The organism is Afipia sp. GW821-FHT14H12 (genome assembly GCF_058803465.1).
The window spans coordinates 842502-855664 of record NZ_JBXAOZ010000001.1; the positions used below are offsets into that span (position 1 = coordinate 842502).

Annotated in this window: 14 protein-coding genes; 7 read left to right on the forward strand and 7 right to left on the reverse strand. The window is 63.5% G+C overall.

Annotated features, from left to right (window positions below; genetic code table 11):
- Positions 1–89 precede the first annotated feature (89 nt).
- The 4 genes from AC1RNA_RS04175 to olsB all read left to right on the forward strand — a co-directional run bounded on the left by AC1RNA_RS04175 (position 90) and on the right by olsB (position 5632).
- Positions 90–1628 (forward strand): YifB family Mg chelatase-like AAA ATPase, encoded by a 1539-nt coding sequence (locus AC1RNA_RS04175; protein WP_492950357.1) that lies wholly within the window; start codon positions 90–92, stop codon positions 1626–1628.
- Between the two features lie 85 nt (positions 1629–1713).
- The gene (locus AC1RNA_RS04180) at positions 1714–2193 is read left to right on the forward strand and encodes a hypothetical protein (RefSeq protein WP_009338627.1); all 480 of its coding nucleotides are present in this window, start codon (positions 1714–1716) and stop codon (positions 2191–2193) included.
- A gap of 118 nt (positions 2194–2311) precedes the next feature.
- Positions 2312–4549 carry an ATP-binding protein gene (locus tag AC1RNA_RS04185; protein WP_492950358.1) on the forward strand — a complete coding sequence of 746 codons (2238 nt, stop codon included), beginning with the start codon at positions 2312–2314 and terminating at the stop codon, positions 4547–4549.
- A 120-nt stretch (positions 4550–4669) separates the two neighbouring features.
- Positions 4670–5632 carry a l-ornithine N(alpha)-acyltransferase gene (gene olsB / locus AC1RNA_RS04190; RefSeq protein ID WP_492950359.1) on the forward strand — a complete coding sequence of 321 codons (963 nt, stop codon included), beginning with the start codon at positions 4670–4672 and terminating at the stop codon, positions 5630–5632.
- Positions 5633–5635: 3 nt separating this feature from the next.
- Here olsB and coaA read toward each other — a convergent pair whose 3' ends face one another.
- The 7 genes from coaA to hisB form a co-directional block, all read right to left on the reverse strand.
- On the reverse strand, positions 5636–6592 hold the full coding sequence (gene coaA / locus AC1RNA_RS04195) for a type I pantothenate kinase (RefSeq protein WP_009338624.1): 957 nt from the start codon (positions 6590–6592) through the stop codon (positions 5636–5638).
- An 82-nt stretch (positions 6593–6674) separates the two neighbouring features.
- The gene (locus tag AC1RNA_RS04200) at positions 6675–7007 is read right to left on the reverse strand and encodes a phosphoribosyl-ATP diphosphatase (RefSeq protein ID WP_009338623.1); all 333 of its coding nucleotides are present in this window, start codon (positions 7005–7007) and stop codon (positions 6675–6677) included.
- Between the two features lie 87 nt (positions 7008–7094).
- Positions 7095–7871, reverse strand: a complete 777-nt coding sequence (hisF, locus tag AC1RNA_RS04205; RefSeq protein WP_009338622.1) for an imidazole glycerol phosphate synthase subunit HisF — start codon at positions 7869–7871, stop codon at positions 7095–7097.
- Positions 7872–8609: a 1-(5-phosphoribosyl)-5-[(5-phosphoribosylamino)methylideneamino]imidazole-4-carboxamide isomerase gene (gene hisA, locus AC1RNA_RS04210; RefSeq protein WP_048758010.1), complete on the reverse strand. Its 738-nt coding sequence runs from the start codon at positions 8607–8609 to the stop codon at positions 7872–7874.
- The gene (gene hisH, locus AC1RNA_RS04215) at positions 8606–9256 is read right to left on the reverse strand and encodes an imidazole glycerol phosphate synthase subunit HisH (RefSeq protein WP_492950360.1); all 651 of its coding nucleotides are present in this window, start codon (positions 9254–9256) and stop codon (positions 8606–8608) included. The genes hisA and hisH overlap by 4 nt, the downstream gene beginning before the upstream one ends.
- Entirely contained in the window at positions 9253–9744 is a 492-nt protein-coding gene (locus AC1RNA_RS04220; protein WP_492950361.1) for a DUF2628 domain-containing protein, read from the reverse strand. Before AC1RNA_RS04220 ends, hisH begins: the two co-directional genes overlap by 4 nt.
- Positions 9745–9773: 29 nt before the next feature.
- On the reverse strand, positions 9774–10367 hold the full coding sequence (gene hisB / locus AC1RNA_RS04225) for an imidazoleglycerol-phosphate dehydratase HisB (RefSeq protein ID WP_492950362.1): 594 nt from the start codon (positions 10365–10367) through the stop codon (positions 9774–9776).
- Positions 10368–10561: 194 nt separating this feature from the next.
- Here hisB and hslV point away from each other — a divergent pair, with 194 nt between their 5' ends.
- The 3 genes from hslV to hslU are packed head-to-tail and all read left to right on the forward strand — an operon-like array spanning position 10562 to position 13060.
- Entirely contained in the window at positions 10562–11113 is a 552-nt protein-coding gene (gene hslV / locus AC1RNA_RS04230; RefSeq protein WP_492950363.1) for an ATP-dependent protease subunit HslV, read from the forward strand.
- Positions 11110–11718 carry a DUF2585 domain-containing protein gene (locus tag AC1RNA_RS04235; RefSeq protein ID WP_009338610.1) on the forward strand — a complete coding sequence of 203 codons (609 nt, stop codon included), beginning with the start codon at positions 11110–11112 and terminating at the stop codon, positions 11716–11718. The genes hslV and AC1RNA_RS04235 overlap by 4 nt, the downstream gene beginning before the upstream one ends.
- Before the next feature lie 40 nt (positions 11719–11758).
- Positions 11759–13060, forward strand: a complete 1302-nt coding sequence (hslU, locus tag AC1RNA_RS04240) for an ATP-dependent protease ATPase subunit HslU (RefSeq protein WP_492950364.1) — start codon at positions 11759–11761, stop codon at positions 13058–13060.
- Positions 13061–13163: the final 103 nt, after the last annotated feature.

The window sequence follows — 13163 nt, forward strand, 5'->3', positions numbered from 1 at the left end:
ACAATCCACATTTGTTCTTTTAATGTTCTTGCACTGATCTACCAAAAGGGTAGAGTTCCACCAGCTAGTCCCGGCGAGGTGGGCTTCTGATGGTTCAGCACGTCTCCACCATGGCGTTTGAGGGCATCGAGGCGAGCGCCGTCGATGTGCAGGTTCAGGTCGCGCCGGGGCTGCCCGCTTTCTCCATCGTCGGGCTGCCGGACAAGGCCGTCTCCGAAGCCCGCGAGCGGGTCCGCGCGGCGCTGATCGCCTCGGGCCTTGCGCTGCCCGCGCGCCGCATCACCGTCAATCTCGCCCCCGCCGACCTGCCGAAGGAAGGCAGCCATTACGACCTTCCCATTGCACTCGGCCTGATGGCGGCAATCGGCGCGATCCCCGCCGACGCATTGTCGGATTTTACCGTGCTCGGCGAGCTCGGCCTCGACGGCTCAATCGCGCCGGTCGCGGGCGTACTGCCCGCCGCGATCGGCGCCAATGCGCGCGACCATGGCCTGATCTGCCCTGCGGCCTGCGGCGCGGAAGCCGCGTGGGCGAGCCCCGAGCTTGAGATCATCGCCGCCGCCTCGCTGATCCAGATCGCCAACCACTTCAAGGGCACGCAGGTGCTGTCGCGGCCCCAACCCAGAATCGCCGAACAGGCGAGCGAGACGCTCGACCTGCGCGACATCAAGGGCCAGGAAAGCGCGAAGCGTGCACTCGAAATCGCCGCCGCGGGCGGGCATCATCTCCTGATGATCGGTGCCGCCGGTGCGGGCAAGTCGATGCTCGCCGCGCGTCTGCCCTCGATCCTGCCGCCGCTGTCGCCATCCGAGCTTCTGGAAATTTCGATGATCGCTTCCGTCGCCGGACAGATCAACGGCGGCGCGCTGACCTCAAAACGGCCATTTCGCACGCCGCATCACTCCGCGAGCATGGCAGCCCTCACCGGCGGCGGCATGCGCGCGAAGCCCGGCGAGATTTCGCTCGCCCATCACGGCGTGCTGTTTCTCGACGAGCTGCCGGAATTCGACGCGCGCGTGCTCGACTCGCTGCGTCAGCCGCTGGAAAACGGCGAAGTCTCGGTGTCGCGCGCCAATCATCGCCTGACCTATCCCGCCCGCTTCATGCTGGTGGCGGCAATGAATCCGTGCCGCTGCGGCCATGCCTATGAGCCGGGTTATTCCTGCAAGCGCGGGCGCGTCGATCGTTGCAGCGCCGATTATCAGGCACGTCTGTCGGGGCCGCTGCTCGACCGCATCGATCTGCGCATCGAAGTGCCTGCGGTGACCGCCGCCGATCTGATTTTGCCGCCGCCTACGGAGGGATCGCGCGAGGTCGCGGCCCGCGTCGCCGCCGCGCGCGACATTCAACTCAAGCGCTATGCGGCGCTCGGCCTGCCGCACATCCGCACCAATTCGGAAGCGCCCGCGTCCGTGCTGGAGGAGATCGCGACGCTCGATACACAGGGTAGCACGCTGCTGCGCGAAGCCGCCGATAGCATGCGGTTGTCCGCGCGCGGCTATCATCGCGTGCTGCGGGTGGCGCGCACGCTCGCCGACCTCGACGGCGCGGACAAAATCGGCCGCGTGCATCTCGCCGAAGCGTTGTCGTACCGCATGCTGGCCGAAGATCTGCAGCGCGCCGCCTGATAACGCGAAAGTAACGATCGCTCTTTACAGTTTGCCAACCATGGCCGCAGTCCGGCCTGTTGTTTTGTAAGCGTTGAGTAGCGTCATGTTGCACTTCCGGATGCTGGCGTCAGCCATTCCCCTTCTTGCCGTCGGCATTCTGGCTGGCGGGCAGTTCACCTCCGCCTCGCAGCCCTGTATCGCGCTCGGCCGTTCCTCCGTGCAGCTCGCCACCGGGCCATGGCAGTCACCGCAGCATGTCTCCTTCACCGACGATGCAAGCCGCGCCACCGTGCGCGTGCAGCTTGTCGACCGCCCCGAGCTTGCGGATTTCACGGTGGCCGACGATGTCGACGCCTCCGATGATGCCGCACCAACACGGAAGGGCTGCCCGATCACGGCGGCGACGCGTTACGTCACCATCGCAGCCCATGAAAAATCATCCGATCCGGTCATCTATCTGTCGGAACAGCCCGGCGATTATCGCCTCTACGTGAACTCGGCCAAGATCTCGGTCCGTGATGCCGCAGCTCTTCTGGTCGGAGCCGCGCCGCGCCCCGGCAAGCTGGTCCTGTCCCAGCTTTAAGACTTCATTAGCCATCTTCTCATCTCGCGTAGCGGGAGTCTGCCGCCTCAAGCCATTCGCAAGGGAGGAGCGGCAGTCTTTCACCGGGTGATCGGGGTGACAAAACGGGGATGCTGCCATGAACACTGCGATGGGCGGGATGAAGCGTTTGAAAGCGCGGCTGCGTAGATTCTCCCGCCGCCACCGCCGGATCGCGAGCGCCATCCGCTCATTCCTGATCTTCTCTGCGACTTTCGGCGGCGGTTACGGCTTCGTGCGCGGCAGCCTCTCGCCATCGGCGAATTACGACCCGCAGACGTTCGCTGTCGGCATCAGTTTTCTGTTCGCGCTCGCCTGCCTCGCGCTCGCCACCTTGAGCATGCGGATGCGCTGGCTGAAGAAGAGCATGCGCAAAGTCGCGCTTCACAACGAAGCGCTGATCGACCGCAACTGGGAACTGAAGGAAGCCGAAGAGCGCGCACGCAGCCTGTTCGAATCGCAAAGCGATCTTGTCGTGCTGCGCGACGCGAGCCAGCGTCTCACTTTCGTCAACGATACCTTCTGCGCCTATGCCGGCAAGCCGCGCGCGGAGCTGATCGGCACCCCCTATCTTCTGCCAGTGATCGAACAGGGCGACGACGCCACCGAGCCGGGCGGCACCCGCATCCACGACCAGAAAGCGCAGACCGCGTTCGGCCCGCGCTGGATCGCCTGGCGCGAGACTCTCGTCCGCCCTCATGCCAACGAGCCCGCGGAATTCCAGTGCGTCGGCCGCGACGTCACCGACCGCACCGAGAGCGAGCACGCACTCGGCCTTGCCCGCGATCATGCGGTCTCGGCCAACCGCGCCAAGTCGAAATTCCTCGCGGTCGCCTCGCACGAAATCCGCACGCCGCTCAACGGCATTCTCGGCATGAGCACCTTGCTGCTCGACACCCCGCTCAACCCCGAGCAGGCCGCCTACGCCAAGGCGGTGAAGACCTCTGGTGAAGCGCTGATGTCTCTCGTCGAGGAGCTACTGGATTTCTCCAAGATCGAGGCGGGCAAGATCGATCTCGAACATCGCCCCTTCCATCTCGCCGGCATGATCGAGGAGATCACCGAATTGCTGGCGCCGCGCGCACAGGCACGGCAGATCGAGATTGCCTGCTATATCGACGAACGCCTGCCGCTCGAAGTGGCGGGTGATGCAGCGCGGCTGCGGCAGGTGCTGCTGAACCTCGCCAGCAACGCCGTGAAGTTCACCTCGCGCGGCGGGGTCGCCTTGATCGTCGAACCGGGAATCTGGCCGAACGAAATCAGCTTCATGGTGCGCGATACCGGCATCGGCATCGCGCCGGATGCGCAGCAACGGATTTTCCGCGAATTCGAGCAGGCCGACGAACACATCGCCCGCCAATATGGCGGCTCGGGGCTCGGCCTCGCCATCAGCGAACGCATCGTGCGCCGGATGGGCGGCCGCATCGCGCTGGAAAGCGTGCCCGGCGAAGGCACGACGTTCGAGGTCTCGATTCCATTGCAGGCTTCCGACACTTCGGCGATAACCACATGGCGCACGCCGGACCTCACCGGCAAGGCGGTGATGGTGGTGATGCCGCAGACAATCGGCGCATCGCTGGTGACGCGGCGGCTCGGGCGCTGGGGCGCACAGACCTGCGAAACATCCGATCTCACCGTCGCCGAAGCGCTGCTGCCCGAGCGCGCCTGGCACGCCGTGATCATCGATCATGCCCTGGGCGCAGACGCCGTGCAGGCTTTCGGCGAACGCGCGATCCCCCACGCCACACACCGCCTTGCGATGTTCACGCCCGCGGAGCGCCACGATCTGCGGCCCGCCGAAATGGCGGCCTTCACAGGCTATCTCGTCAAGCCGGTGCGCGCGGCCTCGCTGGCGGCGCGGCTCTTGCCGGAAGCACCGCTTGCGCCGGAGCTGCCGGACGATTCCGACGTGACCCGCACGCCTGCAGCGGCCAAGAAACTTTCGATTCTCGTCGCCGAGGACAACGAGATCAACGCGCTGCTGATGCGCTCGCTGCTGACCAAGCTCGGCCATCAGCCGGTGATCTGCATCAACGGCCGCGAGGCGCTGGAATCCTGGATCGCGGCTGAGACGGCGGGCGCGCGTTACGACGTCGTGCTGATGGACGTACAGATGCCCGAGATGAGCGGCATCGCGGCGACGCGGATGATCCGCGCCCGCGAATCAGAGCGCGGCCTGTCGCGCACGAAAATCCTGGCGCTGACCGCCAACACGCTGGTCGAGGATCGCTATGCCTGCTTCGAGGCGGGAATGGACGGCTTCCTCGTCAAGCCGCTGGATCGCGAGAAACTTGCGCAGGCGCTAAGCGATATATCACCCGCGCATCTCGCGGCCTGAAACGTCATCGAAACGTCGCATGCGGACTTGCCCGCCGCTGTCATAAAACCATTGGGCTAGGCGTGCTTAATCCGCCGCGAAACCGCTTCTGACCGATTCGAAGCGTCGCGGGGAAGAAGGATGCGTGGCGACAATGATGCCGGGTTGATACCCGGCGCGGTCCAAAACTGGTTCAAGCCTGAACTCGCGCGCACTGCGGCGCTCGCCGCTGCGAACTGGCTGAAACCCGCCCGCCGCGGCATCGACATCCTCCGCCCCGATTTCGCGGCACCACACTTCGATACGCTCGGGCGCCTCGGCTCGCTTGAGGTCCGGCTCGCCACATCGCGGGACGACATCAAGCGCGCACAGAAACTGCGCTACAAGGTTTTCTACCGGGACGGCACCGCGATCGCGGATGCACCGACGCTGCTGGCCCGACGTGACAAGGATATGTTCGACAAGATCTGCGACCATGTCCTTGTTATCGATCACGACGCGCCGCTGACGCGGCGCGGCAAACAGCAGGTGGTCGGCACCTATCGCCTGCTGCGCCAGGAGATCGCGCGGCCCCATGGCGGCTTCTACACCGACGAGGAATTCGACATCTCCGCTTTGATGGAACGCCATGCGGGGCTGCGCTTTCTTGAACTCGGCCGCTCCTGCGTACTGCCGCCCTATCGCACCAAGCGCACGGTGGAATTGTTGTGGCACGGCATCTGGACCTATGTCCGCCGCCACCGCATGGATGTGATGATCGGCTGCGCGAGCCTGCCCGGCACCGATCCGAACCGTCTGGCGCTGCCGCTGTCGTTCCTGCATCACTATGCGGCAGCACCCGAGGAATGGCGCGCGCGGGCGCATGCTTCGCGCTATGTCGCGATGAACCGGATGGCGAAGGATGCGATCGACGCCAAGGCGGCGTTGCGCGAACTGCCGCCGTTGATCAAGGGTTATCTGCGGCTCGGCGCCTTTATCGGCGACGGCGCCGTGATCGACCATCAGTTCGGCACCACCGACGTGCTGGTGGTGATGCCGGTCGCCGCGATCGCCTCGCGCTACATCGGCCATTTCGGCATGGATGCGAGCCGTCACGCGGCCTGAGGCTTAAAGCCGCCGCAGCGAGACTTTCTCCACCACATGATCGCTGCCCTTCTTGAGGATCAGCGTCGCGCGCGGCCGTGTCGGCAACACGTTTTCATGCAGGTTGACGCGGTTGATCGTATTCCAGATCGAGAGCGCCTTCTTGCGCGCCTCCTCGTCGTTCAGTCCCGCGTAGCGGTGGAAATAGGATCGCGGATCGTTGAACGCGGTGTCGCGCAACCTCAGGAAGCGCGTGACGTACCACTCGCGGAGCATGTCCTCGTCGGCATCGATAAACACCGAGAAGTCGAAGAAGTCGGACACGAACGGAATCGCTTGGCCGTCGGCGGGCAGCCGGCCGGTCTGCAGCACATTCAGTCCCTCGACGATCAGGATGTCCGGCTGGTCGATCTCGACGGTCTTATTCGGCACGATGTCATAAGTCAGATGCGAATAGACCGGCGCGCGCACGTTGGGACGGCCGGCCTTGATGTCGGACAAAAACGCCAGCAGCGCGCCGAGATTGTAGCTTTCGGGAAAGCCCTTCTTGTCCATCAAGCCTTCGCGCTCAAGATACGCGTTGGAATGAAGGAAGCCGTCGGTGGTGATGAGATCGACCTTCGGCTTCGGCGACCAGCGCGCCAGCAGCGCCTGCAGCACACGAGAGGTGGTGGACTTGCCGACCGCAACCGAGCCCGCAACGCCGATAATGTAGGGCATCTTGCGATCGCGGATGCGCAGGAAGCGGCGTTCGGATTCGAACAGCCGCTGGGCCGAGCTGACGTAATAGGACAACAACCGCGACAGCGGCAGGTAGATTTCCTCGACCTCCTTGATGTCGAGGCGGTCGAGCATCGAGTGCATCCGCTCGATCTCCGCCGCCTTCAACGTCATCGGCGTATCGTCACGCAGTTTCGCCCATTGCGCGCGCGTGAACGACCGATAAGGATCGTATTTCTGTAGTTCGGCCCCCGTCGTCATGGCCCCGGTCTCTTTTCTCTCTCATTCCGGAACGGCGAGCCGCGACGGATACGCAAACAAGTTTGGCGCGCTTCACTCAGCCTTATCGGTCCGGCTTGCGCGACGCCTTTTCTTCCAGCCCCGACATCTGTGTGCGGCGGGCAAGCTCAGCCTCGACTTCGGACAGCGCGATGCCGCGCGACTTCAGCAGCACCAGAAGATGGAAAAGCAGATCGGCGCTCTCCGCCACGATATGTTCGCGCGTACCGCCACTCTCGACCGACGCGATCACCACCTCGATCGCCTCCTCGCCGAGCTTCTTGGCGCAGTGCTCGGGCCCCTTGTCCAAGAGCTTGCGCGTATAGGACACGTCTCCGCTGGAGGCGGCGCGGGCATCAATGACGCCAGCCAGATCGTGAATGGTGAAACCGCTCATCGCATTATCCCTGGGGCTTTCCCGGTGTCCGACCGGCCAGCCAATCTCATTTTACCGTCTGCCATCCTAGCAAAGACCCGACGGCGCTCATGGGTCAAGCCGCATCGGCAGCCCGGCGCGAGCCATGTGCTCCTTGGCCTGCCGGATGGTGAACTCACCAAAATGGAAAATCGAAGCGGCGAGCACGGCGGTGGCGTGACCCGAGCGGACGCCTTCCACCAGATGATCGAGATTGCCGACGCCGCCCGAGGCAATCACCGGCACGGAAATGCTGTCGGCGATCTGCCGTGTCAGCGGAATATCGAAGCCCTGCCGCGTGCCATCGCGGTCCATCGAGGTCAGCAGGATTTCGCCAGCACCAAGCGAAACCACTTCCTGCGCGTATTCGATGGCGTCGATGCCGGTCGCCTTGCGCCCGCCATGGGTGAAGATTTCCCAGCGGTCGGAATTGCCCGCGCGCGGCACGCGCTTGGCGTCGATGGCGACCACGATGCATTGATTGCCGAACTTCTCCGCTGCCTCTTTTACGAATTCGCGACGGCTGACGGCGGCGGAATTGATCGACACTTTATCGGCGCCGTGATTGAGCAGCGTACGGATGTCATCCACCGTGCGCACGCCGCCGCCGACGGTCACCGGCATGAAGCAGGCTTCCGCCGTGCGCTTCACGACGTCGAGAATTGTGCCACGGTTCTCATGCGTCGCGGTAATGTCGAGAAAGCAAAGCTCGTCCGCACCCGCCGCGTCATAGGCGATCGCCGCTTCCACCGGATCGCCGGCGTCGCGCAGATCGACGAAGTTGACGCCCTTGACGACACGGCCGTCCTTGACGTCGAGACAGGGAATGACGCGGGCCTTGAACATCTAGGCCGCCTTTGCTGCCGCGATCAACGCCAACGCCTCTGCCGGATCGATCCGCCCGTCATAAAGCGCACGGCCGGAAATCGCGCCTTCAAGCTTTTTGGCGCGCGGCGTGAGCAAAGCCTTCACGTCATCAATCGAAGCGAGACCGCCGGAGGCAATCACCGGAATTGAAATGGCTTCCGCGAGCGCAATCGTCGCATCGAGGTTGAGGCCCTTGAGCAGGCCATCGCGCGCAATGTCGGTGAAGATGATCGCGGCAACGCCCGCATCCTCGAACCGCTGCGCGATCTCGAGCGCGGTGACGGTCGAGGTTTCCGCCCAACCCTCCACCGCGACCTTGCCATCGCGCGCGTCGAGCCCGACCGCGACGCGGCCGGGATATTTTTTCGCAGCTTCCTTCACAAAGGAAGGATCACGCACCGCCGCGGTACCGATGATCACGCGCGCGATACCCTTGCCGAGCCAGGCCTCAAGAGTGGCCATGTCGCGAATGCCCCCGCCAAGCTGCACCGGCATTTTCACGACCTTCAGGATCGCCTCGACCGCCTGAGCGTTCTGCGGCTTGCCCGCGAACGCGCCGTCGAGATCGACGATATGCAGATACGCGAAACCCTGCCGCTCGAACGTCGCCGCCTGCGCGGCCGGATCGAGGTTGAACACGGTGGCGCGCGCCATGTCGCCCTGCTGCAGGCGCACGCACTGGCCGTTCTTCAGATCGATGGCGGGAAAAAGGATCACGGCTTCCACTTCAGAAAATTGGCGATCAGAGCGAGCCCGAAACGCTGGCTCTTCTCGGGATGAAACTGCGTGCCGAACATGGTGTCCTTGGCGACGATCGCGGTGAGCGGCCCGCCGTAATCAGCGCGCGCGATCACATCGCCCTCGCTCGTGGCGTTGAGGTGATAGGAGTGCACGAAATAGGCGTGGCGGCCCTTGTCGCCGAGCGGCAAGTTTTCCAGCACCGGATGTTCGCGGATAAGGTCGAGCGTGTTCCAGCCCATGTGCGGGATCTTCAGGCTCTCATCCCGTGGCGCGATTTTTTCGACATCGCCGGAAATCCAGTCGAGGCCCGGCGTGGTGACATGCTCCTTGCCCTGTGTCGCCATCAACTGCATGCCGACGCAGATACCGAAGAACGGCCGCGCCTTGCTGCGCACCGCTTCCGTCATCGCATCGACCATGCCGTCGAGCGCATCGAGCCCCTTGCGGCAATCGGCGAAAGCACCAACGCCGGGGAGAACAATACGATCCGCACGATAGACCGTTTCCGGATCGCGGGTGACGACGACCTTCTCCGGCAATTCAAGCGCACGCGCGGCCCGCTCGAAAGCCTTCGCCGCCGAGTGCAGGTTGCCGGAACCGTAATCGATCAGAGCGACGCTCACCGTGAACCATCCGGCATCGGAAAGAATCCCGCCGCGTCCTGCGCGACGATGGACGAGCGTGGCATCGGGACGACGGAGGATGTCTTTGCGGGATAGGCAAAGCCATCCTGCGAAATTTGCTCGAAGAACCGCCGCTCGGCGGCTTCCTCGTCATCCGCCGCGACAAGACCAATCTGCTGCCACTTGCGGCGCGACAGCGTCCAGCGGCGCAGCGAGCCTGCTTCGCTGCCCAGGAACAGCGCGATCACCAGCATCACCACGAAATGCGCGAAGCTGGAAGCATGCGCGAGACGCAGCATGATCTCGGCCCCGATCTGCACCACGATGTAGCCGAGCAGCACCCGCCACAGCCTGCGATAGATCAGCCAGATGAAACCGAGCAGGAAAGCCCAGACGTGAAAGCCGTCGCGCACGAACACGACCTTTTCCGGCGCGGCACGGACATCGTTGCCGAGGCTTTTCGGGGCGTGAACGGTGTAGACCGGCATGACTCTTCTCCGGCGGCGCGCTTAAAGCGCTATCCGCCCAACTGACCCTTGGTCGAGGGCACCGCGCCGTTGGCGCGCGGATCGATCGCGACCGCGGCGCGCAGCGCGCGCGCAAGCCCCTTGAAGCAGGACTCCGAGATGTGATGGCTGTTCTCACCATACAAGGTCTCGACATGCAGCGTGATGCCCGCATTCATCGCGAACGCGTGGAACCACTCGCGCACCAGCTCGGTGTCGAACTCGCCGATCTTGTCGCGCGGAAACTCCACCCTGAACACCAGCACCGGGCGGCCGGAAATATCGATCACGACGCGCGACAGCGTCTCGTCCATCGGCAGGTGCACGCCGGCATAGCGGGTGATGCCCGCCATGTCGCCCAGCGCCTGCTTCACCGCCTGGCCGAGCGCGATGCCGACATCCTCGGTGGTGTGGTGGTGATCGACATGCAAGTCACCCTGCGCCTTCACCGTGATGTCGATGCCCGAATGGCGCGCCAAGAGATCCAGCATGTGGTCGAAGAAGCCAATGCCGGTCGCTACATCGGAGACGCCCTTGCCGTCGAGATTGACGCTGACGGCGATATCGGTCTCCTTGGTCTTGCGCTTGATCGTGGCCGTGCGCATGAAATTCGCTCCAGAACCCAATTTTGAGCGCCTTTTAACAGGCAGATGACGCCTTCGCTACTGCAACAGTGGCCAGGAGGCCTCCCAATCGCGTCTATGGTGACCGGATTTTTCCGGATTCCGGGCTTCCCTGGCCGCCGTTTGCATCCAAGGCTGGAGCTTCCTAAATGGGAGCCTGTCAGGGGATAGATCATATGCAGAATTCGCAAGCCGAGAGCTGGCACGGCACCACGATCCTCACCGTCCGCAAAGGCGGAAAGGTGGTGGTGGGCGGCGACGGCCAGGTCTCGATCGGCCAGACCGTCATCAAATCCAACGCCAAGAAGGTCCGCAGGCTCGGCAAGGGCGACGTGATCGGCGGCTTCGCCGGCGCCACCGCCGACGCCTTCACGCTGTTCGAGCGGCTGGAGAGCAAGCTCGAACAATATCCGGGACAACTGACGCGCGCCTGCGTCGAACTCGCAAAGGACTGGCGCACGGATCGTTACCTGCGGCGACTGGAGGCGATGATGATCGTAGCCGACAAGGACGTCTCGCTGGTGCTCACCGGCACCGGCGATGTGCTGGAGCCCGAAGACGGCATCATCGCGATCGGCTCCGGCGGCAATTATGCGCTTGCCGCCGCGCGGGCATTGTCCGACTCCTCACAGGATGCCGAAACCATCGTGCGCCGCTCGCTCGAGATTGCAGCCGACATCTGCGTCTACACCAACCGTAACCTGACCATCGAAACACTCCTCGCATGAGCGCGGCGAAAGTCGCAACGACGTCTGCGACAGTCGGATTGTCGATACGTCAGGGACTCCTTCTAGGCGCGCTTCTACTCGCTCTGCAGGCGGCAGGACTTTACGCGATGGGCCGCGTGCCGATCTGCACCTGCGGTTATGTCAAGCTGTGGCACGGCGTGGTGCAGAGTTCGGAGAACTCCCAGCACATCGCCGACTGGTACACCTTCTCGCACCTCATTCATGGCTTCCTGTTTTATGCCCTGACATGGTTGATGCTGCCAAAGACACCCTGGATCGCGCGGCTTCTGATCGCAATGGTCGTCGAAGGCGGCTGGGAACTTCTGGAAAACTCGCCGATCATCATCGAGCGCTACCGCGCAGGCACGATTTCACTGGACTACTATGGCGATAGCATCGTCAATTCGGTGTCGGACACGCTGGCGATGGTTCTGGGCTTTGTGGCCGCACGGACAATGCCTCTCATGGCGACAGTCGCCATTGCCATCTTGTTCGAAATCGCGGTCGGCCTGCACATTCGCGACAACCTGACGCTGAATATCATCATGCTGACTCACCCGTTTGAGGTAATCAAACAGTGGCAGGGCGGCCCGCCGATTATCTAGCTCGCTTGCGAAACCGATCATTCAACCTAACTGAAATGCCATGACCGACTTCTCTCCTCGCGAAATCGTCTCCGAACTCGACCGCTTCATCGTCGGCCAGCACGACGCCAAGCGCGCGGTCGCCATCGCGCTGCGCAACCGCTGGCGGCGGCTGCAACTCACCGGAAGCCTGCGCGAGGAGGTGCTGCCGAAAAACATCCTGATGATCGGCCCGACCGGCGTGGGAAAGACCGAGATCGCGCGGCGGCTCGCGAAACTCGCAGGCGCGCCGTTCATCAAGGTGGAAGCTACGAAATTCACCGAGGTCGGCTATGTCGGCCGCGATGTCGAACAGATCGTGCGCGACCTTGTCGATGTCGCCATCGCGCAAACCCGCGAGAAGAAGCGCAAGGATGTCGAGGCGCGTGCCGAACTGGCCGCCGAGGAACGCGTGCTCGATGCGCTGGTCGGCGCCAATGCCTCCGCGAGCACGCGGGATTCGTTCCGCCGCAGGCTGCGCGCGGGCGAACTCAACGACAAGGAAATCGAAGTCGAGACGCAGGCCGGCGGCGGGCCTTCGATGTTCGAGATTCCTGGCATGCCCGGCGCGCAGATGGGCGCGATCTCGCTCGGCGATATTTTCGGCAAGATGGGCGGGCGCACCAAGATGCGGAAGCTGACGGTCGCCGATTCCCATGAAGTGCTCGTCAACGAAGAGTCCGATAAATTGCTCGATGACGAAGCGCTGACGCGCGACGCCATCCATGCGGTCGAGAACAACGGCATCGTGTTCCTCGACGAGATCGACAAGATCTGCGTGCGCGAGGGTGCGCGCACCGGTGACGTGTCGCGCGAAGGCGTGCAGCGCGACCTGCTGCCGCTGATCGAAGGCACCACGGTGTCCACCAAGCACGGCCCGGTGAAAACCGACCACATCCTGTTCATCGCCTCGGGTGCGTTCCACATCGCCAAGCCGTCCGACCTGCTGCCGGAATTGCAGGGCCGCCTGCCGATCCGCGTCGAGTTGCAGGCGCTGGTGCGGGACGATCTCCGCCGTATCCTCACCGAGCCGGAAAGTTCGCTCATCAAGCAATATGTGGCGCTGATGGCCACCGAGGGCGTGACGCTCGATATCACCGACGATGCCATCGACGCGCTGGCCGATGTCGCGGTCGCGGTGAACGCGAGCGTGGAGAATATCGGCGCACGCAGGTTACAGACCGTATTGGAACGGGTGCTCGACGAGACCTCGTTCCACGCGCCCGACATGCACGGCCAGACCGTCACCATCGATGCCGCTTACGTGCAGAAGTACATCGGGGACCTCGCGAAGAACGCGGATCTTTCAAGATTTATTTTGTGAGGTACGTCATTCCGGGGCGCGCGTAAAACGTGCGAACCCGGAATCTATCCCGAACAATACAAAGTTCCGGATCATCCCGCTCCACGGGATGTCCGGAATGACG